Genomic DNA, 23,270 nt, shown 5'->3' with positions numbered 1-23,270 from the left:
TAGCCCTCTTTTCATGTATGGATTGATTGAGTCTTATCAAATAAAAACATACAAATCATTGCGTTACAAGCACTTCCTGAAAAAACAGGGCGGGGACAGGATTTGTGGTCAAATTTAAACCCTGATGATCAATATTTGGTAGCAATAGGGGGAATTTCAGAACGGTGTTACCGTTATTCTGTGGACTCAGTATTGTTTGCCTTTTCGCGCTCACTGATGATCTTCTCCGTAAGCGAAAGGGCCATTTCGGCGAGAATCGGAGCTGAAACCTCATCACGTTCGGCCGGCGGATAACTTGTTGCCATCTGGAAGTCTTTAATTAATTCATTGGCCACGGTGCCTGAATATTTATCCTTCGCCCCACTCACCCGTTCAATAATGGACAGGTAATTCCGCGTTTCATTGATGGGCAATAAGGGCTGAGAAAATTGCTCGACATCTTTGACCAGGAGCGGTAAGGCATTCGCGCTGCGGCGCAATTTACTGAAAATGGTAAGAACCCCTTCCTCTTCTTCCTCGATGAGTTCTTCCACCGGTTCCGGTTCATTGTAGCCGTGGAATGCCAACAGGGCACTGACGCCGCGCTCAATGGGTTCCACGACGTTGGATTCGCGCAGGGCCCTGGTAATGAGTGAAATCTCTTCGTTTTCCACTTCTTTTTTAATGCTCAAATCACCACTGTCCAGCACCCGCTGGAAACTGGACAATTGTTTTTGCAGTTTAGCCAGGTAATCATCCGGTGGCGGCTCCACCTTCAGGAATTGATTCAGTTTTAACTGTTTAACCGGTTTGGGATTGGCATAAAACATCCGGGCACGTACAATTTTGGATTTGAAAAAGATGTGGGCCTCACCCTCGGTTTGCTCTTTGAGATCCAGCAAATCAATACGGGCTCGTTTCTCATAGGATGAGCTTTTGGTATCCATGTAACTGTTGGAGAAACTGGTATCCTTCGTCTGGAAGGAATCCACCTTGGTGACGTAGGCTTCACCCGCCGTCTTGGTAAAGAAGTCCCAGGTTTCTGTCGGATCTTCAAGCTTCATGCAGATCTTGATGTTGGTGTTTGCACCGATGGAAGCCGCCTCTTCTTTAGAGGCTTTCTGGAAAGCTGGCAAATCCTGCCCGGCAAAAATGGCTGAGAAACCTAATGAACGCGCCTGGGCTGGCACCACAGCAAACCCCTGCACCGCATAATAACCGTACTCATCGAGTATGCACATGTAGGGTGTCGGGGAATTGGTTGGTTTACGTTCGATAACATCCCGGTAATCCCCTTCCACTTCCTCCCCCAAACCGGCTGCCATCATGGCTTTAAGGGAAGAAACGATCACTTTACCCAGGTTAGCCAATTCATCCGGCGATTTTTCAAGCGCCGGCAACAGCACCACCAGAATACGACGGTTTAAAACCACATCCTTGAAATCCACTTCCGCGAGGTTGGTGCGGATAATATGTCCGTAAGTATCGGCCAGTGAAGAAAACACCCGCACTAACTGCATGGTAATAAAGCCGTGCTGCTCCAGCACCTGCGAAACCTGTTTACCCTTTTTCTCCTTGTTGTAACCCGGGAGGTTGAACAGGTAGTTACGCAGCGGATCGGTCACCAGCTTGGGAACGGATTCTATGTTAACGCTTTCCTGTTCATCGCGAGGGAAAACCTTATCAATGACAATCGCTTCAAGACGGGTTAAGTCAAAATAGTTACGGATAGTATTGGCGTCGAGCAGAATAGCGCCTTCATCACGCATGTACACCAGCAGCTTCATCAAGGCTTCCACGAAGCTGATGGCACGGCCTTTCCACATATCCCCATCGGACGATTGCCCGGAGGAACCCATGAGGCTCACGACCAATTGGGTCAGCATGCTGGATGACCCCTGACAAAATGGATTGAGGGTATTGGACAGACGCTTTTCCTGCGGGCCCACAATGTCACGCGCACCGGTCATGAAGTTGATCAATAATAAATCATCTTCACGCCCCATGCTGCGAACCATGGAGAATACTTTGGCATAGAGAGAGTTATCCCCTTTCCCATCGACATAAATAAAACCGCTGGCTTGCACCAGGGCATTAAAGGCTAAAGAGACCAGGGCTTCCGTTTTACCGCTACCGGTGGATCCGAAAATCAGGGCATGGGTACGCAGGTCTTCGTTGGCAAACCACAATTCCTCGTTTGTTTTCCGGTCATTGCCAAAAAACGCAATGCCGCGGGCAATGTTGGGCGTTTTGATGCCGGGTTTTAAGTCATTGTAATCTTTGACCCGCGCAATTCTGGGCAGGCGGAAAGGCAGCATCTGTTTGCGGGTATAGCTGTAGAGGAAACTGATGCCGCCCAAAATCAGAATAAGGCTTGCGGCCTGAGAAATGTAATACCCGACGGCAGCCAGGGAAATCAGGACAATGGAGATATTGCTGGGATCAGCAAAAAAATCCGCTATCCGCTGCCCCATGGTTCGCGTATCCCGGAGCAACTGCGAAGGATCTATTTCATGTCGTGTATCAATACCGCGCATCATGGTTTTAATTCCTGCAATTCTTTCGGCGACAGTTTGACCTCTTTCACGGCCACTTCAAGTGCTTTAATCGCTTCGTCTATCATGGGGACCAGTGAGCGTCTTCCCATCGCCTGTTCCGCGCGCCAATGAGCAAACGGGCCTGCGACTTCGGAAAAAGGAGTTTGTCGGCCTACACAATTAAGCATATACCATAATCGCCGATCAATGGGCTTCAACCATAAAAATTCCGAGCTTGGCACCACCCCGTCTTCCCGAGCTTCCTGCAATAAGGAGGCCATAACCGTCAGAAGATAGGCATGCTTGGCCAACACTTCCTGCACCAGTTCTGAATTCAGGTATTTTTTAATCACGGGTTTGGCAATGGAAAAATCAATCTTCCCCTCCGAACTGCCTTTATCAATGCCTTCAAGAATGGCAGCACCCGCTCCCCTGTCCCGATTCATGCGGGCCATGAAAACAGCCGCCAGAGCCATGGCATGCTGGGGGCAACGATCGAAGCCGTCAAAATAGGGGCCCAACTGCAGGGTAAAAACCCGTTTGGCATCGCCCCGCCTTATACCAGCCGTCATTTCCTGACCCGGTACAGGATTATCCAATATGGCATCGTCTTTTTTTAATAACTGGTATTTGCGGGCAAACTCCATGGGTGTCAGTGCCATCGCCCAGGGCCCTTTATTCAAATCCTGCGAAACCAAATCCTCCTTCACCACCGGCATAATGGCCGGCCAGTTATGCTGCTCCTGCGCCCGCAGGGATTTCATATCATGTGCACGGCGAAATTTTAAGGTGATGTTGGATTGGTACAGAAAAATAGCGAGGAGTACCAGAATCACCACCACGGGATAACGGATATAATCACCCACGCTGCCGGTCAGTTCAAGAAAGCGATTCCAGTCAACTGAGGCCGGGTCCAGTGTTTGCATCAGATAAATATTATTCTGCAGGGTCTTGTCGGTAATAAAAAATGAAACCAGCTTCGCCTGCCAGATATTTAATTTAAACACGAAGGCAACAATGTACTGATGCCCCGTTGCCCAAATAATGTAGGCAGTAACAAAAAGCAGGATCATAATCCAGACCGGAGCCATTGAATTATCGCCACTGCCGCCTTGCTGCTGTGCTTGCTGAGCCATTGAAGTCAGAAATAAAAATTACCTAGTCCAAGTATATACATACTTTAAGCCGGGTGCGACTATCTGTCTGATTCTGTTGCAGGATTTTTAATAAGCCGCCCTTTGAGATAAGTATAGACGCCGGAAAAATGAACAAAACGGACGATATTATCAAGATTAATGGCTTTGTCTTTGAGTGTAATCAACGGCCGTCCCAGTTTATCCAACGGGGTTTTATCAGGTGGCAGGATCAACAAATCACTTTGGTTGATAAAAATCGCCACATAGGCCTCGTTGATTTTTTTCTCTTTCGACTTCATGAGATTAACGATATCTGCTTCGTCAGCATAAATAGGACGCGAAATAATCTGGCGCTGCAGATTGGCGATGATTCGTTCCCAGGACTGCAAATTCTGACCTTCACTGGAGTAGAGACTGACGAAAACCAATTGTTGATCGTTGTGCAGGTTGCGCTGCAGCGCATTGACGGCAGACTTTAATTTTTCTTCGGGATTTAACCCCACCTGCCGAATGAAATTATCACGGATTTCCCGTAAATTTTTGCCGACAACCCGTAAAAAATTAGAATCCTCCCAGGGACCATTATCAATCGCTTCATTGAGGGTCTTTATAAGAATGTCTATTTGTTCCTGAACGTCATCGTCTCTCATACGGCAAGGTTAGCAAAATGCTTTTTTCTTATTTGGAAGAGTACTGCAAAGTATAACAGCATTCACGGGGATTAGTGAGTGAATGCTGTAAAAGATTGGAATCAGGGATTGTAGCGTAAGCTTGAAGAACTGGTTTCTTCTTCCCTGTGTCCCAGTTGGTCCTGTTTTTCAAGCGCTTTAAGATTATTGGCCGCTGTGAGGAAGGCGCTGCTCATCATGTCAACCCGTCTTAAAGCCTCGACATTACTGGTATTGGGACGCATGGCGATAATCTTTTCTATCGGACCTTTCATTTTTTCTGCATCATTTAAACCCTCATGACAGTACCCGGCTACTTCTGCGGGGTTTATCGTTTTGTGGGTTGATGCCTGCGGCTTAGGAGTAGAAAACAGCCCCAAAGTGGAAGCGCGACTATTATTTTCGTTTGCCATGTTGTCACTCCTAAAACTTGATGCTTACAGATTAACAGATTTGCCCTTAAGGAAATCTTAACAACGCTGCTTTTTTTCTATTTTTTTAATGACCGCGTCCTAGTCATACATTAACTCGTCCAACGGCGTGTAATCCCGGCTTGGACCGCCCTGAATGAGTTCATTCACGACATCCGTCATACACAGTAACCTTAGAGCATTGGGTGTCACTTCGTCAAATGTGACGCGAATGCCAAGCAGGGCATTTTCCGCTTCGTCAAATGTCGCCCCCAACCCATAACCTAAACACAGCGAACACAGCTGATCAGCCCGACGGGCAATGGCAGGCAACAAACCCGTGTCAGAAAAAACCTCTTCAAAGCTGACAAAACGATCATTTAAGTAGAATTTGGCATTCATGCCGGCGGCAATCAAGGCCATGCTTTTACGAATATCGGTTTCCATTTATCGCCACCAGGGTTGGGAGGATTTGACCCGGCCAGCCGCAAAACTCCTGAGCCAGCGTAAAAAAACAGGGACTGTGAAGCCATAATGCTCAATCACACCAAAAAAAACGGCGGATATCAACACCAGAACGGCTGTCCACACGCGAATATGCATAAGAAAAAGAAAAATGGGAAAGGCGGCGCGGGCATCGACGATAAAAAAGCGGGCACTTCTCGCTGAGTCACGCCAATGAGAAGTAGGAGAAAAACCGCCTGCCATAAAAACCTCATTATTATCCGGGATATATCAAGTATATCGCTCAGGATTGATAATTCAAGAGAAACGGCAATCAGGAAAAAGGCGTCAGATCGTAATTGTCCTTCTTCGTGAGGCAATTCATGAAATCAGCCAGAGTAGGCGACTGTGCTTCTGCCTGGGTTTTTGCTGCACAATCCAACTCAGACGATACTGCTTTTTGATTTGCTTCAGTATGGCTCATACGGCTTAACATTTTTTGCGTGCTATTGATCATGCATAGCTCCTGCAGTAATTCTTACAAATAGACTAACTCTACAATATTAAGGTTTTATTAATTTTCCAACTGTTTTTTAAAAAAAATTGCAATGCGCGCCCGGCAGTAAGCAGACACTTAAGCAAATGATGCAAAGCCTTACAATAACTTTACAATGACTAATCGCGATTTGGGTTAATATAATTAAATCGAATTGAACATTTCTAACGCACGATGAACCTTATCCAGAAAAAAGAGCTTCTGAGGCTATGGAAGCAAAAAATTGCCAACGTCCCTACCCGTCGAATAGAGATAAAGAATCAATTAATTAGTCTGGCCACGCTCGGTGATCAGGACAAAGTTGAGGAAAAATACCATACTTTTGTAAAGAAACGGGCGGAGTTATTAAGTGACAATCACCAGCAGGGATTCACCTGGGAACCTCACTTTCAATGGGCACTGGACTGGTTGACTTATTTTTTGCCGGCTGGTTGGCGTTTTTTTAAGGGCTCAGCATTAAGACAAGCCTTACTGGAAGCACCCTTGCTCGAACAATTTAATATTCTGGATGAGCGTGACCTTCTCTCCCCAGCGGGCGTACAGACAGACCACCTCAGGATGGAGCAAACCCTGTCCTATAAGGCAGACACCACGCCTCATACGGAGACTTATGCGACGCTTGAGACTTCCTTTTCTGACCAATCACCGACGGAGCAACAAATCACCCGTCAAGTCCAAGAGCCCCTGATGCACACCTCTCCTGCATTGGGGGTCGTTGCTTTTGAAGAATCGACCAAAGACGAAGTCTTGACCAAAGACGAAGCCTTGACCAAAGACGAAGTCTTGACCAAAGACGAAGTCTTGACCAAAGACGAAGTCTTGACCAAAGACGAAGTCTTGACCAAGAACGAAGTTTTGACTAAGAGCGAAGTTTTGACTAAGAGCGAAGTCTTCATGACCGAGTCTGAGTTTGAACAGGCTCTGCTGCATCATCCCCGTGCAGCCCTGCTGGCTCTTGATCACCAATTGGACGCCATCTCGGAAACCACCGACCAAAAAGAATTAGCCCCTCTCTTTAAGCGTCTGGATTTAATTAAAACCAGCGTGGACCCCTTGGTTTACTATCATCTGCTTGAAAAACTCTATCAGCATCAACCTTTAAACACCTTGAGTTATTTCTACAGCCTCTACCAAAGCGATCCGAAAGAGATGCCGAATTCGTATGAATTCATTGAGCAGCATCTCTGGGCAAAAACAGTCATGGACTTGTTTGTAAAACACAGCGCCACGCCAGTGTATACCATTCAACTCCTGTTAATTTTATCAAGCGCTATCCCCTCGCTTCCCACCTCGTTGAGTACCAAAAATTCATCGGCGCATTTACTCTTAGGCAAAGGAAAACAGCCGATTGATTTTTTTGGAGAGTTATTTAAATTGTGGTCTGAAACCCGCAGCGAGTCACCCATTAACTTGTTATTAACTGTTTATATCAACAAAAAACGCTACCTCCAGGAACAAATTGAACCACTGCTGGGAACCAACACCAAACAGAACCGTGAACTGAATAGCAGGTTTTCGGTAGCCAAGGGCGATGGTTCATCTTACATGCAAATGCTTGAGGACATTCTCGACTACATCAAACCGGTACAGCATCCTTTTTTAAAGCACCTGGCCAGACAGGGAGCGGAACAGTTACTGGCAACTTATTGCCAAAATGCCGATCAAAAATCGGAGCACACCTGGCACAAAGGACACGAGGGGGCAGAAACCTTTCGGTTAATCGGTAAAATACTGGGGAAACCCGCTATTATTCCTGCCGCTTACAATACTTATCTTTCAGGCCTTGACCCGTTTACTCCTACCATACCTATATTCCCAATCAACGGTTATGATTTCCAACATGCCGAACGTTATGCTGTCGAGATTATCCTGGGCGCGATCATCAGCCCGGAAATGGCCTTGCTCAACGCACGCCGTATCAAACAAATGTACGTTCAAATCAAAAACCCTAGCCCTTTTATCATCAGCTGGATAGTGAAACGGGTTACCCCGTTTTGTCCAACTATCGTGGCGGATTTAAAGTATGTTTTAGGGGAGGTGGCTATTTATGGTACAGAGGACCTGCCGTCCCATGAAATAACCGACTTCTGTTATCACCCCGCTGAACTTGAAAAACAGATTGAGGAGCAGTTTACGAGACTCCTGAATGCTTCAAAGAACCATCGGGCTAAAGAAGAAAATGAGGCCTCTGCTATCCTTTTAAATCGTCTCATCCAGTTAATTGACCATCCGAAAAGTCGCCCTGACACGTTCGACAAGGCACACTCGTTCATCGCCCAATTCAAAAATTACCTGAGTGATAACCTTAAGGCCGCCCTGGAGAAGCAAATCCAGTTAAGGCAGAAAGCATTGTGCCAATGGGAAAAAAGCACCTTGGGCGCTTTTGAACCGGGAGATGAAGAATGGACTATGGAAAAAGTGAGGCAATACAAATTAAATGCTTCTTTGGCCGGAAGCAGTAACCAGTTCCAACAGGAATATCGTGATTCGCTGACCGCGGTTAATGCCTTTGTCGTGGCGCTTGAGAAAATCAATCCACACGATTTAGACGCCTTACGCGAGGCCAATGCTGTTCTTGTCGACCTTCAGGTTTACTTGACAGACAATCAATACCAGGAATGGCATCAACAGATAGGAAAACTAATCCATGACTGCCCCCGGGACTTAAAGCCTTCCCCAAAACAGTTGGCCAGTCCCTCGCCGCAATTTTTTGCGCATTCGGCTAAAATTTCCCACTTACCTGCTGATTACCTGCAGGATCGAAGCAAGAAGATAATTTAACACCTTGCTCAAATGGCCCGACTGTAATAAAGTGTGCAGCATGTTGCCTCGCCATGCTGGTTAATGAGAAGCGTATTCATCGTTTTTATCCTGGTGGTTTTTGTTGCTTGTGCCTGCAGTTTCCAACAGCACGCTCCGTTCCTGCTGAACCAGATTAAGAATCTTGGATGGCTTGGACCTTTGTTTTTTCTTCTCATCTATTGCTTGGCTACCCTCCTTTTTTTGCCAACCATGGTACTTACTTTAGCTGGCGGTGCCCTGTTTGGTCCGGTGATGGGTACCTTTTTAAATCTTACCGGTGCAACCTTAGGTGCCGGTTGTGCTTTCTGCATCAGCCGTTATTTAGCCAATGACTGGCTTGCCCATAAAAAAGGACTGCGTCACAACAGGCTGATTCAAGGGGTTGAAAAGCGGGGCTGGCAGTTTGTGGCCCTGCTGCGCTTGGTTCCTCTTGTTCCTTTTAATCTGGTGAATTATGGCTTGGGGATGACCCGAATCCGTTTGAGCCATTATTTACTGACCACCCTGATATTCCTTGCACCGGGCGAAGTCATTTATACTTATTGCGGTCATGCGGGCATGGATGCGCTGATTAATGCCCACTCCATCTACAGCTATGCCTGGCCATTGTTCTCTCTGATCGCCTGCCTGGGAGTGGGGCTGGTGATTAAACTCAAATGGCGTTCACAACACGCGGGCAAAGTACAGCCCGGCAGCCCGTTGTCAATGCCAGGTGACTAACCACCAGAACGGCATGCGGCTAAGTCTACCGGCCAATTAATATAAAAATCGCTGCTGCCAGAGCAATCACACCCACAATAAACGATGGAATCATCACGCCGGGTACAATCGCAATGATGGCTACGATAATTAAATAAACGGCAAGAAGAATAAAACCAATGTTGTTAATCAGTCGCATCATTGAGTCCTTTTTAATTAGCGGATTGAGGAGTATTCAGATTAACTGGTTTGTTAGGGCTTGCCAACATCAGGCGGAGTGTAAACCAGGCTTCGTCTGGCAACCTGCACCAGTTTTCTTCTGAACAAAGCGGCAGCCTGCACCAGAAGAGTTGACATGGTGAGACGCAACAATTGACGAAACCCCTGATGCACCCGGCCTTGCCGCCATCCCCAGAGTAACGGGATGACCAGCAAAACGATGAGGCTCTCCTGACGCTCAATCACCGAACTTAAGTACTGCTTATGTGCAAGTACCTTATCATAACAACGATAAAGAGCGGCTTCCTGATGGGCAATCTGTTCAATCAGTTTTTTGCGGGATTCGTGCATGGGGTTTATCCTTAGGCGCATTCAGATAATGCCTGGTCCTGGCAAAACTCATGCGGTGCAGGTTCGTTTTCAATCGTCCAGCTGACAGGGCTAATAGGGCAAGATGAATCAAAAGAATCAGCATCAGCGTGACAATCAGACTTCCAGACACCAATAAAAGCCCGTACCCGATTAATACCGCCACTGTTGCCCAGGTTGAAATCAGCAACGTCAGTAAGAGACAGGCATTTAACAGGAGAGGATAAACGCTCTGTCCCGCTAATCGGGCTTCAAGCCTGATCAGCGAAACCAGCGTTTTCACCAGGCTAATTTTGCCGGTAATAAAGCCTTCCAACTCGGTTAACAGTTTCATTTATTTTTCAAAAATGAAGACAATAAAAAGCCGATACCCCCTGCAATCAGTATGGAAGTCAAAGGATTTTCTTTCACTCTAACCAGCAAATCATCGGTGTATTGTTTCACATTGGTGCCAGCTTCGTTGACTTTATTCATCCCTTGTTCATAAACTTCATTTGCTAATTTTTTTCCGTCATCAAGGAGATCTTTTGCAGCTCTTTGTATTGGCGTTTCTTCGTGGCTTCTTGAGTTGTTTTTTTGAGAAAAATCTTGATTATTTCCATTCATTTTTTTCTTCCTTGTTTTGTTATTAATAAAAATTAATGTAGCACAAATTTTATTGAAAAAATTAAAATTGTGTAAGAAAGCATAGCACAAAATTTTCTAGTGCGTTTTGAATAAAATGATACTAACATCGCTTAATCGCGACATGACACGGTATTCAGCGGTGTAATCAAACGAATTAATCGAACGCCTCTCGGCTAATTTTTTCAAAACTACTTCTCACCTAATAGACTATTTCGGTAAACTTGCTCTATGCAACCAGAAGCTGATTATTATGTTCTCATTTTTTGATTTTGAAGCAGTATGTTTTGAGACTAACAATGCACACGCACCTGCAGTAAGCTCAGAGAAAACAATGGCCTACGAAATGGGGATAGAGTATGCGAAAAAAATCCATTTAAATAAGACTGTGCTTGGCCTGATCGATGAAGACGATGGGCAGGCAATTATCACGTCAGGAAGCCACCCGGATTTTGTCGCCGGCTGCTTTGCGGGCGCGCGTGGAAAAAAGGTGCGATTAATCAAAACGAGTTATGCAGGCGAACCTGCCCGCATAGGCGTTAACCACTACGCCATCGACGGAAGTAACAAGCCCCTGCTCATCTCTTATCCCTGTGCACCCCTGGTCAGAAAAAATGAACACCTTACTTTTCTAAAAAGCCTCGGCGAAAAAGAATACCGCCTGGACACCAAAAAAATTATTTTTTACCCCCAGCAAAGCCTGATTATCAGCAGTCAGACTCCGCAACGGCGGGAGGCCTTCCCTCAGGAAGGCGGTACAGCCCTGGCACTGCATGCCATTACGGGATTACCCGTAGTCAAAATGCATAAGGACAGTAAGGCGCGCGCGCATGAAAAACCCGTGTTTGAACGGATTGGCAACGGCAGTACAGTCTATATCACAGGACATAGCAGTTTGGGTTCTAACGGGTTTAGCGGACTCTATATCAACGTCAACACCGCTACGAAACAAAAATGGTCTCTGGAAAATTTCAGAGATCTCATTCTTGCTGACTCGCAATTACAGGAAAACGATACCTTAACAATTGTCCTCTGGGCCTGCGAGGCAGGGGGCGGCGGTGTCGACAGTGTGGCCGCCAAACTGGCGCTTCTTTTTCAGGAGAAAGGCATTCATACCCGCATCATTGCCTCCACGGTCGAGATGCTGCGTTTTGACGGCAAACCTGAGCCACGCGAAAACCTGATAAACGATGGCACTTCAGCCTTCAATCCCGATGATCATTACATGCCTGAGGGAAGATTACGCTTCAGAACCGCCCAACCGAACACGGTGCGTATTTTCGAGTGCAACCGGGAAGGGTTGTTTGAATCCCAAAACAAGAGGGCCGTTTTTTTCACAGCGCAGGGAGTGGAAGGCATCCAGGCCACGCAGACGGTAAAACTTCTATCCAAAGCGATTATTGAAATTCAGTGCTCACCTTATTTCCGTAAGGATTTAACCGATCGCACGAAAGCCGATAAGGCGGTTAAAGACATGTTCGAGAAGGACAAGTCCATCCCGTCTTTTGTATTGCGGCCCGCATCCAGACAAATGCCAGGTTACTTCTCGTTTGTCCTCTCTTATTTTGATGAAGCGAATCAAAAAAATGAACATATTCTCTATCGCATCAAGAATGGAAAGTTATATAACGCGGCTAATTCCGATGAGATAGGGAGTCTCATCGAATGTGATGGCTTAACGCCGCTTAACAAAATCAGGGCGCTGAATCAGGATTTATTCAAAGAGAAAGTCAATTCCGGTAAACAGGAGGTCGAAGAACGATTGGACTCAGAACCTGCGTTATCACTCAACGACCTCAACCCGCTCGCTCCTGCTCACTCAACATCGCCCCTGTCCACTTCAAAGCTTTATGACGAAACGCCACTGTATAAAGAAATCCAAAACGCCGTTTTAAAGGCATCATCGGATTACCTGAGCTATCATACACTGGGCTTGCACGATCGGGGCCTTAAGCGCGGTCTGTTCAGTTTCTTTCGCCATGGACAGCAGGGAAGGGATAATGCCAACCAATTGTCCAGCAGCATTTCGCAAACAACCAGCATCAAAGAAATAATAACGCTCCTGCGAAACACAACCCATTTACGCTTTCACCACCATTCGTTTGGAAGTTACCTGAAGGATGAACTTAATCACATTGTCAATCTACTGGCTCCTGATTGTTCCGAGGACAGTAATTGTTCCGAGGACAGTTGGGATGCGGCAATGGATGGGCTTTCCAGATTAGCCCAAAAGTCTTAATGGCCCTGCTAATAACAAAAGAAAACCAGGACTCATTTAAGCGAGCGCATCGTCCTTAAGTTTTTCTCGTAACAAAAGAAACAACGGATGATGGCTGTCGTAAGCGGTGTTATCGAGCCGTTGAACGGCTTGCACGCCCTGAAGCGCATTACAGACAAAAAGCGCATCGGCGTCATACAACTGGTGCTGCGTTAAAGGCGACTCCTGACAGACTACCCCCCAATCACCCGCTTTAGTCAGTAGCCGCTGCCGGATAATCCCCGCCAGCAAACCGCAGGACAATGGCGGAGTATAGAGGCGATTGCCGCTAATCATAAACAGATTGGCAACCGTGGTTTCAGTCGCCTCGCCTTCCATGTTGTAAAAAAGCACCTCATCAGCTCCACGCTCTGCCGCTTGGCGCCGGGCCATAATCGCTTCGAGGTAATTAATCGACTTGAAGCCATACACGGGGTTGTTGCGATCCCGCTGCCAACTGGAGGATACCAGCGTGAGCGGGGTGGTAACCGGTGAATAATGGAACGCTGTCAGTACTAATTGAGGATCAGTGCCTGTCGTTAAAAGCCCTCTGGCTGCCCGTCCGCCGCTTAATAAGGCCTTCACGCCATTCACCGGCTCTTTGGGTTCAAGCAGGCATTGCTGAAGGCGTTGCAGCCAGTCGGCATAAGGCAGTTCAATGGCAATGTGGAGACGGGCGGCGGAATCGTGCAAACGCTGCCAGTGCAAGTCAGGATAACAGGGCTTTCCAGCCTGCACACGCAGGGTTTCAAAAAGCCCTTCACCGAGATAAATCCTGTCGTCCCTTGTAAACGGACTGAGTGCCGTGTGATCAGGCGAAAGAGGCGGCATGTTCAGTAATCAAGAAAATCGTCAAGCTCTTCACGCAGACGTTTTTCTTCCAGCATATTTTCCAGCCGGCGACGGGCATCCAGCGTGCCATCCACAGCCGCTAACGCGTCCACATCAATGTCGATGTCGTCCCCGTCATTGACAAACGATTCCTCTTCGATGATGTCTTCTTCTTCGCCTTCAAATAATTCAGTCATAGTTAACCCTCAGCTAAAAAATTTTGAATAAAGAACCCAACAAAATTTTCCAGCTGTATAACTTATTTTTTTAAATTTTCCTAGAGTATTTGCAAAAAATTTTCACGCTCAAGCCGTCATGGCTTTTTATGACAAATGTTGAGTCATTGCCATATCTGGGCAATAATAAAAAAATGAAACAAAAAAGCATAGGTTATGGCTGATCCGTTAAAAAATGCATTGAGGCAGGCTTTACGTGGTTTGCGTGGCAGGCTCTCGCTCGATTATCAGCAAAACGCATCCCTTAAGGTATGTGAGCGTATTAAAGCACTTCAACAATACCGCCAGGCCCGGCGCATCGCCCTTTACCAGGCCACGCAGGGAGAGATTGATCTAAGTGCCATCTGGCGTTCCGCGCCAATGCAAGGAAAATATTGCTACTTTCCCAGTTTGAATGACGACAAAACCCTGTCGTTTTTGCCCGCTACGCCAGCGACTTCTTTTATTACCAATCGATTTGGAATTAATGAGCCGGATGTTGCACGCAGCGAAGCCATCTCACCTCATGAACTGGATATCATTTTCCTGCCGCTTGTCGCCTTTGACCTGTTGGGCGCACGGATTGGCATGGGGGCCGGGTATTATGACAGGACCTTAGCCGGCACCGCCTCTCCTCTGCTGGTTGGCGTAGCCTATGAATTTCAGCGGCAAGCGTATCTTTTCCCTCAGCAATGGGATATCCGTCTGCATGCCACCATTACCCCCAAACACGTTTACTGGAGTATTTAATGCCTAACTACTGGCTGATGAAGTCGGAACCTTCCTGTTTCAGTATTGATGACTTGCAAAACGCCCCCGGCCAAACCACACACTGGGATGGCGTGCGCAATTACCAGGCGCGTAATTTCATGCGCGATCAGATGCAGCTTGGCGATCAGGTCTTTTTCTATCACTCCAACTGCAATCCCCCCGGCATTGCCGGCATTGCCGAAGTCACCCGCACAGCTTATCCCGATCACACCGCGTTTGATCCCTTAAGCGAGCACCCCGATGACAAAAGCACACCGGAGAATCCCCGCTGGTATATGGTGGATATCCGCTTTAAAGAAAAATTCAATCATCTGATTGCGCTGGATACCTTAAAGCAATACCCCGAACTTTCAAACATGCCCCTGCTGCGAAAAGGGAACCGTTTATCGGTCCTGCCTGTGAGCCAGGGTGAATGGGATTTTATAAACAGGACGCTTCGGGATTAACCGATTGCGTCTTCACCCACCTCGCCGGTGCGTACACGCACGACCTGCTCAAGGTTGTATACAAAGATTTTACCATCGCCAATTTTGCCGGTGTAAGCAGCCTTGCAGATGGCGTCAATGGCCGGTTCGACCATGTTATCCGGCAGGGCGAGTTCAATTTTAATTTTCGGCAGGAAATCCACCACATACTCCGCTCCGCGATACAATTCGGTATGTCCTTTCTGACGCCCAAAACCCCGCGTTTCGGAGATGGTGATGCCCGGTACTCCAATTTCCATCAACGCTTCATGCACATCATCCAGTTTGAATGGTTTAATAATCGCGGTTAGCATTTTCATGACAACGTCCCCTAGTTACTCATTTAATAAATACATGACTGCAAGGTCTAATTTTTGTTAGACTGGCACCCAAAGAACAATCCTCGCCGGGAGATTAGCATGTTTGATCCAAAACAATTCGATGATTTAGCCCAAAAACTTTTTTCTACCTTGCCTGTCAGTCTACAGAATTTTGAAAAAGAGATTCAACAAAAATTCAAGGATGTTTTACAGGCCGCTTTTGACCGTATGGATCTGGTTACGCGTGAAGAATTTGATATTCAAACCAAAGTACTGGCCAGAACCCGTGAAAAACTGGACGCATTGAATGAGCAGGTGGAGGCCCTGATGGCTAAACATCACACGCACTAAGCGGTTCGATTGTACAGGGCATTGGAAGGACTCTGTACCTCAACTGACATTTAAGTCCAATCATTAAGGAAATCAATGAATCTCGCGTTAACCTATACTCGTAGCGCACAGGGCATTCATGCCAGGGCGGTGCATGTTGAAGTGCATTTATCCAATGGCCTGCCGCAATTTACTATCGTCGGTCTTGCTGAAACCGCCGTGAAAGAAAGCAAGGATCGCGTACGCAGTGCCATCATTAACAGCCAATTTGAATTCCCCTGCCGTAAAATCACGGTCAATCTTGCGCCGGCTGATTTACCCAAAACCGGCAGCGGCTTTGATTTACCCATTGCCTTGGGCATATTGGCTGCATCGGGGCAAATTCCCTCGGAGGCATTGGCCTCCCATGAGTTTATCAGTGAGCTGGCGTTAAGCGGCGAATTACGCGGCCACACGCCGATTATTCCCAGCGTGGTGGCTGCCCGACGTGAACAGCGGCGCTTAATCATTGCCGAAGCGAATGCACGTGAAGCCGCGCTCACCGGTTACGATCAGGTGTTTAGTGCGGGCAGCCTGCGGCAAGTCTGTGATTATCTTCTCCACCAGACACCGCTTGATACGCTACCGGTCCTGCCTCCCCCTTCAGCCGTTGAGCCGGGGTTGGACTGGTCAGACGTCAAAGGGCAGTACCACGCCAAACAGGCCATGGTCATCGCAGCCTGCGGCGGTCATAGCCTTTTATTAAACGGGCCGCCGGGCAGCGGCAAAACCATGCTGGCGAAACGCTTCACCACCCTGCTTCCTGAATTGAGCGAAACGCAGGCTTTAGAATGTGCCGCGATCCATTCGCTTCGAGGCAAACTGCCACCCTATGAACACTGGCGTATTCCCCCTTTCCGCTCCCCTCATCACACGGCCTCGCCCGTCGCGCTGGTAGGCGGAGGCAGTCCGCCCAAACCCGGGGAAATTTCGTTAGCACACCACGGCATCCTTTTTCTTGATGAGTTGCCTGAATTTCATAAGCAGGTGTTGGAGACCTTGCGCCAACCCCTTGAATCAGGGCTTATTTCGATTTCACGTGCTGCCATGCAGACTGACTTTCCGGCGGAATTCCAGTTCATTGCCGCCATGAATCCATGTCCCTGCGGGCAATGGGGCAATCCCAGGGCCAATTGCCTGTGTACACCGGATCGAATTAAACGCTACCTGGGCAAATTATCAGCCCCGCTTCTCGATCGCATCGACATGCAGGTGAATTTGCAGGCGTTGTCACACCAGGAATTACTCAAGGCCACTCCAACCCAGGAAGGAGAAAGTCAGCGCATCCGGCTTCAGGTGCAGGCGTTACGCGCACTGCAAATCAGAAGGCAGGGCAGGCTGAATGCCCGGCTTGAAAGCAAAGCCTGTGAACAGGTCTGTTACCTGGGCAAGGAAGAAAAGGCGTTCCTGTCGCAGGTGCTGGACAAACTGCAACTGTCTGCCCGCGCTTACCATCGCTTTTTGAAGGTGGCCCGTACCATTGCCGACATGAAAGGTGAGGAGCAGGTTAAACGATCCGCCTTGCAACAGGCTCTGTCGTTCAAACAATGTTTGCAGATGCCGCAGTAAATTCCTAGAATGGAAGGCTGTGCAATCGAGATACCCGGCTTCAGAAAAAGCTTAGACCTTGACAGGACTCCCATGATGAATAACAAAGCCAAGATTGAAACCGCCACTGTTCGCGATCATCTCGCCAATGAACGGACGTTTCTGGCCTGGATAAGAACCAGTATCGGCATCATGGCATTTGGTTTTGTTGTGGAAAAATTTTCCCTGTTCCTGCGGCAGGCAGCCAGTTTTTTTCATAAAGCCCATCTGCCGCTGATGAACAACGTGTCCCCCAGCCTGCAAAGTTACTCTGCGATGGTCGGCATTCTGCTTGTCGCGCTCGGGGCCCTGATTTGCCCTGTCGCTTTTATCCGTTATCATAAGCTCAAAAAGCAGATCACAACGGGGGATTATATCCCCACGTTCTTTTTCGATGCGCTGCTTGCAGTCATTGTTTTTATCATTGGCGTGTTTTTAACGGCTTCGTTAATTCGCGGCTTTTAATCCGATCTGCTTTTGAATCAGCGATTCGATAATGGCCATGCGCATAAATACACCGTTATGCACCTGCTCAAGAATCACGGATTGCGGCCCATCAGCGACTTCGCTTTCAATTTCCACGCCGCGATTAATTGGTCCAGGATGCATGACAATGGCATCCGGTTTTGCCAGAGCCAAACGCTCTTGAGTCAAGGTAAAGAAGTGGTGGTAGGTTGAGAGATCCATGTGCTCTTTTTTACCAAGACGCTCGCGTTGTACGCGAAGGCACATCACTACATCCGCCCCGCTAATCCCTTCACGCAAGCTCTCGGTGAGGCGTCCATAATGAACTTCCTCCGGTTGCCAGATCTCGGGAGCAACCAGCATTAATTCGCCCACACCCATGAGCTTGCAGAGAGCCTGCAATGAATTAGCCACTCGTGAATGGCGAAGATTCCCTACTACTGCAATTTTTAATTGCTTAAGATCTTTCTTTTTCTCAGCAATGGTCATCCAATCCAGCATGGCCTGAGTCGGGTGCGCGTGTTTGCCGTCGCCAGCATTGATGATCTGCACAGGGCTGTCCTGTAATTGCTGCGCCAGCGCTTCCTGGAGACCTTCCTGTGTGTGCCGGATAACGAAGAGATTAATATCCATGGCGGACAGGGTTTTAATCGTGTCCTCAATCGACTCTCCCTTACTGACCGAGGAGCTCTGCAAATCCAGATTAACAACAGTCACACCCAGCCGCTTGGCCGCCAGTTCAAAGCTGATGCGCGTCCGGGTGCTGTTTTCATAAAAAAGATTAGCCAGCGCATGTGAAGAATAATCCGGGAATTGACCTTGTTTTTTAAACTGGAAGGCACGTTGCAATAAGGCCTCGACATCCGCTGTTGAAAGCTGATTAATATCTAGAAAATGATTCATGGTGAACTCGTTTAATGTGGATATTGCAACCACTGCTCAAGAATAATACAGGCAGCAGTACTGTCGATTTGAGAATTTTTAAGTTTACGATATCCCCCTTCGGCAAACAACTGCGAACGGGCCTCCACTGTCGTGAGCCGTTCATCGACCAGATGCACAGGTAGAGAAAAACGCTTTTTTAATTGTTTGGCAAAATGGCGGGCGAGAGGCGTGGTGTATTGTTCACTGCCATCGATGCAGGTCGGCAGTCCGACAATCAGGGCTTGAGGTTGCCATTGCTCAATCAGTCTGGTCACAAGCTGCCAATCAGGAATGCCTTGTCTGGCAGCCAAGGTCGGCAAAGGCCTGGCGCTTAACGTGACGGTTTGCCCTACCGCCACACCAATGCGTTTGTAACCAAAATCAAAGCCCAGATAAACACCGTCTGGCATTCAAACACTCCATGGGGAAAACGAGCAGCGGATTAAGCATGCCCTGCATCAGAAGACAATTGACTCATTTTAACACCAATCAGCAGGCCTGCGTATTCCCAGCGTTCAGAAAAGGGGACATCATAAAGCAGTTCGGATTTGTAGGGACAGACCAACCAGACATTATTCATGACTTCCTGTTCAAGCTGGTTTTCTCCCCAACCGGTGTAACCTAAGGTAATCAAGGCATCTTTAGGACCCGTTTCGGCAGCAATGGCGCGAATGATGTCGCTTGACGTGGTCACTGTGACATCATCCCGCAAGGATAAACTGGAGCGCCATCCGCCAATCGGGCGATGAATAACAAAGCCACGTTCCGGTTGCACAGGACCGCCATAAAGCAAGGGTTGCATGCTTCGTTCTTTTCTCGCCGGTTCGATTTGCATTTGCTCAAAGACAAGGCTTAACGGGTACTGCATCGGGCGGTTAATGATTAAACCCACTGTGCCTTGCACATGATGCTCGCAAACGTAAACAACGGTGCGTTGAAAATTAGGGTCAGTCAGAGAGGGCATCGCAACCAGAATGTGATTGGCCAGTGAGGTGTCTATTGCCATGGCCGCCCTCCAATGGTGTGGTCTTAAGTTAAGTATATACTAAATAAATGAACGTATTGAATTTCCATTGGACAATGCTGGCGCTTTCATTTGAATGATCCTGTTTACTCCATTGAGCAGGCAAACGCCTCACGCAAAGCACGGGTTAACTCCTCTGCTCTGACTTCGTCATAAGGCATCGACCATTTACCCGCAGCCGTTTGCCACACACTGTGTGGCCACAACGGATCGTCTTTGTAACGAGCAATGACATGAATGTGCAATTGTTGCACAATGTTGCCCAGGGCACCCACATTGATCTTTTCCGCTTCAAAATACCGGCTGACCAGTTCTGAGGTTTTGTTGATTTCGCACATCAGTTGCTGACTGTCCTCACGAGTCAGTTGATGAAGCTCGCTCAGTCCCGGTAGACGAGGCACGAGAATTAACCAGGGGAAAGTCGCCTCGTTTTTAAGGTACACTCGCGATAAAGGCGCGTCGAAAAGAAAGAGTGACGACTGTTCAAGCCGTGGATCAACAATAAAAGACATGGTAATCGGAAAAAGAGTAAAAGCGCAGTGTAACAAAATTACGCCTCGAGGAAAGCCATGCTGTGTCACCGTCTTTAACTGAGTGTATGATAGGGAATAACTCATTGGAATAATCAGCCATGGATCCAATCACTCAGGGCGCCCTGGGCGCGGCGTGTGCTCAAATGTTTTTTGGCAGGTACAGCCGGCATATCCCATGGCAAGTCGGGGCTTTGGCTGCCATGACAGCCGATCTCGATATCTTATTCGGCTCAAGAAGCGATCCTCTGCGCATTGAACTCTGGCATCGCCATTTTACCCATTCACTGGCTTTCATTCCAGCAGGTGCTTTATTAAGCATTCTTCTGCTGATGCTGTTTTCCTATTACCGTCACCATTGGCGTCTGGTTATCGCCGTCTCGCTGGTGGCTTACGCGACGCATGGCTTATTGGATGCCTGCACCAGTTATGGCACCGTGCTCCTGTGGCCCTTTAGCCTTCGGCGCATCAGCTGGGATATTGTGTCCATCATTGATCCCTGGTTTACAGTACCTCTGATTTTAGGCACTGCCTGGTCAGTCATTCATCAGCAACCGCAGGCTGTCCGGCTCGGCCTTGCTGCAGCAGCCCTGTTTTTGGTTTTTAACAGCGTGCAGCACCAGCGGGCTATTCATTTGGTGCAGGATTATGCGAAAACGCACCATCTGAATTTAACCCGGCTGCGCGCCATGCCCGAACTGGCAAGCTCTACCCGTTGGCGGATTATCGCCAAAGAACCACCCTGCCTTTTTATCGCCACCGCCATGATTCCACTCTGGGGCAACAACACGTTAATACCCGCCTCGCCTGCCGTCTTATTTTCAGTTAAGCAATTGCCTTTCCCGCTGTCGCCAGGTCAGCGACGCGATCTGGCTGTTTTTTCCTGGTTCAGTGATGACTATTTAATCTTGGCCCGCAGCAAGCCCGCTCTTGTTGCCGACGCAAGGTATACTCAAGGGTTTGATGCAGTCGTATCCTTATGGGGAATTGGTTTTCAGCAGGATAAGCCTCATGTTAAACGCATGATCTCTGTTCCCATACAGACAACCTGCAGACGGGTTTAAATGGACAGGCACTCACTAATAACCCTTGTGTTTTCAATGTTTAACAATGTCAACAAAAAAATGAATTTTTTTAAAAAACTATTGTTCCCGGTGCTACTTTTGCGTTATGGTGGATTGTATCTCTTGCAAGAGAGAAACAACCCATGCTTTTTATGGTTTACAATTGTCATTTAGGGACGAATGCAATTGCTCAGCTGGAAGATAATCCAGTCGACGATTGATAAGCTTTAGCAAAAGGAGGAGTCATGGCTACAGGCGAAGTCAAATGGTTTAACAATGCCAAGGGATGGGGTTTTATCATGCCCGAAGGGGGCGGTGAAGATATTTTCGTTCACTTTTCTGCCATTCATGGTACAGGCTATAAAACACTGATCCCAGGGCAACAAGTGAGTTACGATGTAGAAAAAGGCGATCGAGGCTTACATGCTTCCAATGTGGTGGCATTGTCTGAAACCACTTCAGCTTAAGCCGCTCCATGCAGTGACACAGTAGCTTTTTGCTGCTGTGTTACCGAACATCATGTATCATTGCCTTTTTTAATGCTGGATTTGAACATGATGAAGCAAGGTCTCCTGTTAATTAATCTCGGCACGCCCGATGCACCCAACACGCGTTCCGTGCGTCGCTATTTGCGGGAATTTTTAGCCGATCGACGTGTAATTGACTTACCCGCGCTCATTCGCTACCCCCTTCTCTATGGGCTTATTCTGCCATTCAGACCGCGCCGCTCGGCTCATGCTTATCAAGCCATCTGGAAAGAAGAAGGTTCTCCTTTGCTTATCCATAGCCGAAATTTAGCCGCGAAATTGCAATCCGTTGTAGGGAATCGATGTCAGGTCGCACTGGGCATGCGTTATGGTAATCCCTCCATTGAGGAGGCCCTTGAGCAGCTTAAACAGTGTACCCATATCACCCTGTTGCCTTTGTATCCTCAATACTCCTCAGCGGCAACCGGTTCGTCCATTGAGAAGGTATTGACCTTACTGGCCGAAAAACCGGTTCAACCCTCGTTAAACATCATTCGGGATTTTTATAATCATCCCCGCTTTCTTGCAGCACAGGCACAGCGGATTAAACCTTACCTGGATGAGCATGATTATTTACTGTTAAGTTTCCATGGGATCCCGGAGCGTCATCTCAAAGCCAGTGGTTGTGAAACAGTTTGTACTGACATTTGCCCTCCGCTTGCCGCGCCTAATCAAGCCTGCTATCGGGCGCAATGCTTCGCTACCGGCCAACTGCTTGCAGCACGACTGGGTTTGCCTGCCGGCTACTACCAGATTGCCTTTCAATCCAGATTAGGTAAAACGCCCTGGATTAAACCTTATACGGATGAGGTGCTGGCGGAACTGGCTTCACAGGGAATAAAGCGACTTGCCGTGGCCTGCCCGTCCTTTGTCGCCGATTGCCTGGAAACGCTGGAAGAAATCGGCCTGCGCGCTCAATTGCAATGGATGAAACTGGGGGGTGAAAAACTGACTGTCATTCCCTGTTTAAATGACATGCCGCAATGGGTGGAGGGCTTGGTCGACATTTGCCAATTACGGCAGGAAGAACCGCTTACGGTGTAAGCGGCTCGACGATAAGCAGGGTTCCGTCTTCGATACCAACCACTTTAACACGGGTTCCGGCAGGCAACTCCGGCCCGGTTACAAACCAGTGCGCATCGTTGATGCGGATTTTACCGCGGCCATTTTCAATGGCTTCCACCAGGGTCACTGTCCGTCCCACCATCGATTCAAAGGGACGATTAATCAGAGAAGGCGGTTTCAAAGCCGTACGGTGTTTAAGAAAACGCCACCAGGCATAGGCTAGGAAAATGCTGAAGATGGAAAACCAGACCAATTGCCACTGCCAGCTGATCAGCAGCAGCCAGGTGAGAAACCCCGTAATAGCCGCTGCCATGCCTAGCGCAATGAGAAAACCTGCGGCACCCAACGTTTCAGCAATGATAAGCAACAGGGCCAGTGCCAACCAATGCCAATATAATAACCATGCCATGAAGA

30 protein-coding genes are annotated in these 23,270 nt (G+C 48.0%); 11 read left to right on the top strand and 19 right to left on the bottom strand.

The window, feature by feature from the left end:
* Nucleotides 1-173: 173 nt before the first annotated feature.
* The 7 genes from Lrub_RS10160 to Lrub_RS10130 form a co-directional block, all read right to left on the bottom strand.
* On the bottom strand, nucleotides 174-2,519 hold the full coding sequence (locus Lrub_RS10160) for a TraM recognition domain-containing protein (protein WP_058531994.1): 2,346 nt from the start codon (nucleotides 2,517-2,519) through the stop codon (nucleotides 174-176).
* Nucleotides 2,516-3,652 (bottom strand): type IVB secretion system coupling complex protein DotM/IcmP, encoded by a 1,137-nt coding sequence (gene icmP, locus Lrub_RS10155; RefSeq protein ID WP_058531993.1) that lies wholly within the window; start codon nucleotides 3,650-3,652, stop codon nucleotides 2,516-2,518. Before icmP ends, Lrub_RS10160 begins: the two co-directional genes overlap by 4 nt.
* Nucleotides 3,653-3,711: 59 nt before the next feature.
* Nucleotides 3,712-4,302, bottom strand: coding sequence for a Dot/Icm secretion system protein IcmQ (gene icmQ, locus Lrub_RS10150; protein WP_058531992.1), 591 nt, complete (start codon nucleotides 4,300-4,302; stop codon nucleotides 3,712-3,714).
* Nucleotides 4,303-4,403: 101 nt separating this feature from the next.
* Nucleotides 4,404-4,733 carry a hypothetical protein gene (locus Lrub_RS10145; RefSeq protein ID WP_058531991.1) on the bottom strand — a complete coding sequence of 110 codons (330 nt, stop codon included), beginning with the start codon at nucleotides 4,731-4,733 and terminating at the stop codon, nucleotides 4,404-4,406.
* A gap of 99 nt (nucleotides 4,734-4,832) precedes the next feature.
* The gene (locus tag Lrub_RS10140; protein ID WP_058531990.1) at nucleotides 4,833-5,177 is read right to left on the bottom strand and encodes a type IV secretion IcmS family protein; all 345 of its coding nucleotides are present in this window, start codon (nucleotides 5,175-5,177) and stop codon (nucleotides 4,833-4,835) included.
* Nucleotides 5,178-5,438, bottom strand: a complete 261-nt coding sequence (gene icmT, locus Lrub_RS10135) for an IcmT/TraK family protein (RefSeq protein WP_058531989.1) — start codon at nucleotides 5,436-5,438, stop codon at nucleotides 5,178-5,180.
* 70 nt (nucleotides 5,439-5,508) lie between these two features.
* Entirely contained in the window at nucleotides 5,509-5,691 is a 183-nt protein-coding gene (locus tag Lrub_RS10130; RefSeq protein ID WP_058531988.1) for a hypothetical protein, read from the bottom strand.
* Nucleotides 5,692-5,904: 213 nt separating this feature from the next.
* Here Lrub_RS10130 and Lrub_RS10125 point away from each other — a divergent pair, with 213 nt between their 5' ends.
* The gene (locus Lrub_RS10125; protein ID WP_058531987.1) at nucleotides 5,905-8,511 is read left to right on the top strand and encodes a hypothetical protein; all 2,607 of its coding nucleotides are present in this window, start codon (nucleotides 5,905-5,907) and stop codon (nucleotides 8,509-8,511) included.
* Nucleotides 8,512-8,574: 63 nt separating this feature from the next.
* Complete coding sequence (locus tag Lrub_RS10120) at nucleotides 8,575-9,252, top strand: TVP38/TMEM64 family protein (protein ID WP_058531986.1); 678 nt, start codon at nucleotides 8,575-8,577, stop codon at nucleotides 9,250-9,252.
* Nucleotides 9,253-9,277: 25 nt separating this feature from the next.
* Here the strand turns inward: Lrub_RS10120 and Lrub_RS14825 are convergent, their stop codons facing one another.
* Genes Lrub_RS14825 through Lrub_RS10105 form a run of 4 tightly spaced genes read right to left on the bottom strand, consistent with a single transcriptional unit; the run spans nucleotide 9,278 to nucleotide 10,425 of the window.
* Nucleotides 9,278-9,433 carry a hypothetical protein gene (locus Lrub_RS14825; protein WP_156413042.1) on the bottom strand — a complete coding sequence of 52 codons (156 nt, stop codon included), beginning with the start codon at nucleotides 9,431-9,433 and terminating at the stop codon, nucleotides 9,278-9,280.
* Nucleotides 9,434-9,483: 50 nt separating this feature from the next.
* Nucleotides 9,484-9,801 carry a hypothetical protein gene (locus tag Lrub_RS10115; protein ID WP_058531985.1) on the bottom strand — a complete coding sequence of 106 codons (318 nt, stop codon included), beginning with the start codon at nucleotides 9,799-9,801 and terminating at the stop codon, nucleotides 9,484-9,486.
* Nucleotides 9,773-10,153 (bottom strand): hypothetical protein, encoded by a 381-nt coding sequence (locus Lrub_RS10110; protein WP_058531984.1) that lies wholly within the window; start codon nucleotides 10,151-10,153, stop codon nucleotides 9,773-9,775. Before Lrub_RS10110 ends, Lrub_RS10115 begins: the two co-directional genes overlap by 29 nt.
* Nucleotides 10,150-10,425 carry a hypothetical protein gene (locus Lrub_RS10105; RefSeq protein ID WP_058531983.1) on the bottom strand — a complete coding sequence of 92 codons (276 nt, stop codon included), beginning with the start codon at nucleotides 10,423-10,425 and terminating at the stop codon, nucleotides 10,150-10,152. Before Lrub_RS10105 ends, Lrub_RS10110 begins: the two co-directional genes overlap by 4 nt.
* Before the next feature lie 271 nt (nucleotides 10,426-10,696).
* Here Lrub_RS10105 and Lrub_RS10100 point away from each other — a divergent pair, with 271 nt between their 5' ends.
* Nucleotides 10,697-12,682, top strand: a complete 1,986-nt coding sequence (locus Lrub_RS10100; protein ID WP_133134041.1) for a hypothetical protein — start codon at nucleotides 10,697-10,699, stop codon at nucleotides 12,680-12,682.
* A 36-nt stretch (nucleotides 12,683-12,718) separates the two neighbouring features.
* Here Lrub_RS10100 and Lrub_RS10095 read toward each other — a convergent pair whose 3' ends face one another.
* Both Lrub_RS10095 and Lrub_RS10090 read right to left on the bottom strand, forming a co-directional pair.
* Nucleotides 12,719-13,531 carry an aminotransferase class IV gene (locus tag Lrub_RS10095; RefSeq protein WP_058531981.1) on the bottom strand — a complete coding sequence of 271 codons (813 nt, stop codon included), beginning with the start codon at nucleotides 13,529-13,531 and terminating at the stop codon, nucleotides 12,719-12,721.
* 2 nt (nucleotides 13,532-13,533) lie between these two features.
* The gene (locus Lrub_RS10090) at nucleotides 13,534-13,728 is read right to left on the bottom strand and encodes a PA3496 family putative envelope integrity protein (protein ID WP_058531980.1); all 195 of its coding nucleotides are present in this window, start codon (nucleotides 13,726-13,728) and stop codon (nucleotides 13,534-13,536) included.
* Nucleotides 13,729-13,923: 195 nt separating this feature from the next.
* Between Lrub_RS10090 and Lrub_RS10085 the strand changes: the two genes are divergently transcribed.
* The gene (locus Lrub_RS10085; RefSeq protein ID WP_058531979.1) at nucleotides 13,924-14,496 is read left to right on the top strand and encodes a 5-formyltetrahydrofolate cyclo-ligase; all 573 of its coding nucleotides are present in this window, start codon (nucleotides 13,924-13,926) and stop codon (nucleotides 14,494-14,496) included.
* Nucleotides 14,496-14,963, top strand: coding sequence for an EVE domain-containing protein (locus Lrub_RS10080; protein ID WP_058531978.1), 468 nt, complete (start codon nucleotides 14,496-14,498; stop codon nucleotides 14,961-14,963). The genes Lrub_RS10085 and Lrub_RS10080 overlap by 1 nt, the downstream gene beginning before the upstream one ends.
* Here the strand turns inward: Lrub_RS10080 and Lrub_RS10075 are convergent.
* The gene (locus tag Lrub_RS10075) at nucleotides 14,960-15,301 is read right to left on the bottom strand and encodes a P-II family nitrogen regulator (protein ID WP_058525665.1); all 342 of its coding nucleotides are present in this window, start codon (nucleotides 15,299-15,301) and stop codon (nucleotides 14,960-14,962) included. The genes Lrub_RS10080 and Lrub_RS10075 overlap by 4 nt on opposite strands.
* A gap of 99 nt (nucleotides 15,302-15,400) precedes the next feature.
* Between Lrub_RS10075 and ubiK the strand changes: the two genes are divergently transcribed.
* The 3 genes from ubiK (at nucleotide 15,401) to Lrub_RS10060 (ending at nucleotide 17,722) form a co-directional block, all read left to right on the top strand.
* Complete coding sequence (gene ubiK, locus Lrub_RS10070; protein WP_058531977.1) at nucleotides 15,401-15,652, top strand: ubiquinone biosynthesis accessory factor UbiK; 252 nt, start codon at nucleotides 15,401-15,403, stop codon at nucleotides 15,650-15,652.
* Nucleotides 15,653-15,727: 75 nt separating this feature from the next.
* A complete protein-coding gene (locus tag Lrub_RS10065) occupies nucleotides 15,728-17,239 on the top strand; it encodes a YifB family Mg chelatase-like AAA ATPase (RefSeq protein ID WP_058531976.1) in 1,512 nt (503 codons plus the stop codon).
* Nucleotides 17,240-17,311: 72 nt separating this feature from the next.
* Nucleotides 17,312-17,722 carry a YidH family protein gene (locus tag Lrub_RS10060; RefSeq protein WP_058531975.1) on the top strand — a complete coding sequence of 137 codons (411 nt, stop codon included), beginning with the start codon at nucleotides 17,312-17,314 and terminating at the stop codon, nucleotides 17,720-17,722.
* Here the strand turns inward: Lrub_RS10060 and Lrub_RS10055 are convergent.
* The 4 genes from Lrub_RS10055 to Lrub_RS10040 all read right to left on the bottom strand — a co-directional run bounded on the left by Lrub_RS10055 (nucleotide 17,705) and on the right by Lrub_RS10040 (nucleotide 20,182).
* Nucleotides 17,705-18,625 (bottom strand): aspartate carbamoyltransferase catalytic subunit, encoded by a 921-nt coding sequence (locus tag Lrub_RS10055; protein WP_058531974.1) that lies wholly within the window; start codon nucleotides 18,623-18,625, stop codon nucleotides 17,705-17,707. The two genes, Lrub_RS10060 and Lrub_RS10055, sit on opposite strands and share 18 nt — an antisense overlap.
* Before the next feature lie 11 nt (nucleotides 18,626-18,636).
* Entirely contained in the window at nucleotides 18,637-19,056 is a 420-nt protein-coding gene (ruvX, locus tag Lrub_RS10050) for a Holliday junction resolvase RuvX (protein ID WP_058531973.1), read from the bottom strand.
* A gap of 32 nt (nucleotides 19,057-19,088) precedes the next feature.
* The gene (locus tag Lrub_RS10045; RefSeq protein WP_058531972.1) at nucleotides 19,089-19,652 is read right to left on the bottom strand and encodes a YqgE/AlgH family protein; all 564 of its coding nucleotides are present in this window, start codon (nucleotides 19,650-19,652) and stop codon (nucleotides 19,089-19,091) included.
* Nucleotides 19,653-19,756: 104 nt separating this feature from the next.
* Nucleotides 19,757-20,182 (bottom strand): HIT domain-containing protein, encoded by a 426-nt coding sequence (locus tag Lrub_RS10040; RefSeq protein ID WP_058532278.1) that lies wholly within the window; start codon nucleotides 20,180-20,182, stop codon nucleotides 19,757-19,759.
* A 119-nt stretch (nucleotides 20,183-20,301) separates the two neighbouring features.
* On the opposite strand from Lrub_RS10040, the gene Lrub_RS10035 reads away from it, so the two are divergent.
* The 3 genes from Lrub_RS10035 (at nucleotide 20,302) to hemH (ending at nucleotide 22,835) form a co-directional block, all read left to right on the top strand.
* Nucleotides 20,302-21,264, top strand: coding sequence for a metal-dependent hydrolase (locus tag Lrub_RS10035; RefSeq protein ID WP_058531971.1), 963 nt, complete (start codon nucleotides 20,302-20,304; stop codon nucleotides 21,262-21,264).
* A 245-nt stretch (nucleotides 21,265-21,509) separates the two neighbouring features.
* Nucleotides 21,510-21,731 carry a cold-shock protein gene (locus Lrub_RS10030; RefSeq protein ID WP_058531970.1) on the top strand — a complete coding sequence of 74 codons (222 nt, stop codon included), beginning with the start codon at nucleotides 21,510-21,512 and terminating at the stop codon, nucleotides 21,729-21,731.
* Nucleotides 21,732-21,821: 90 nt separating this feature from the next.
* The gene (gene hemH / locus Lrub_RS10025; RefSeq protein WP_058532277.1) at nucleotides 21,822-22,835 is read left to right on the top strand and encodes a ferrochelatase; all 1,014 of its coding nucleotides are present in this window, start codon (nucleotides 21,822-21,824) and stop codon (nucleotides 22,833-22,835) included.
* Here the strand turns inward: hemH and Lrub_RS10020 are convergent.
* Nucleotides 22,825-23,265: an NfeD family protein gene (locus tag Lrub_RS10020; protein ID WP_058531969.1), complete on the bottom strand. Its 441-nt coding sequence runs from the start codon at nucleotides 23,263-23,265 to the stop codon at nucleotides 22,825-22,827. The two genes, hemH and Lrub_RS10020, sit on opposite strands and share 11 nt — an antisense overlap.
* Between the last annotated feature and the right edge of the window lie 5 nt (nucleotides 23,266-23,270).

It is taken from the genome of Legionella rubrilucens (assembly GCF_001468125.1).
Classification (GTDB): domain Bacteria; phylum Pseudomonadota; class Gammaproteobacteria; order Legionellales; family Legionellaceae; genus Legionella_C; species Legionella_C rubrilucens.
The sequence above is the reverse complement of the archived record's forward strand: the minus strand, read 5'-3'. Positions and strand labels throughout refer to the sequence as shown.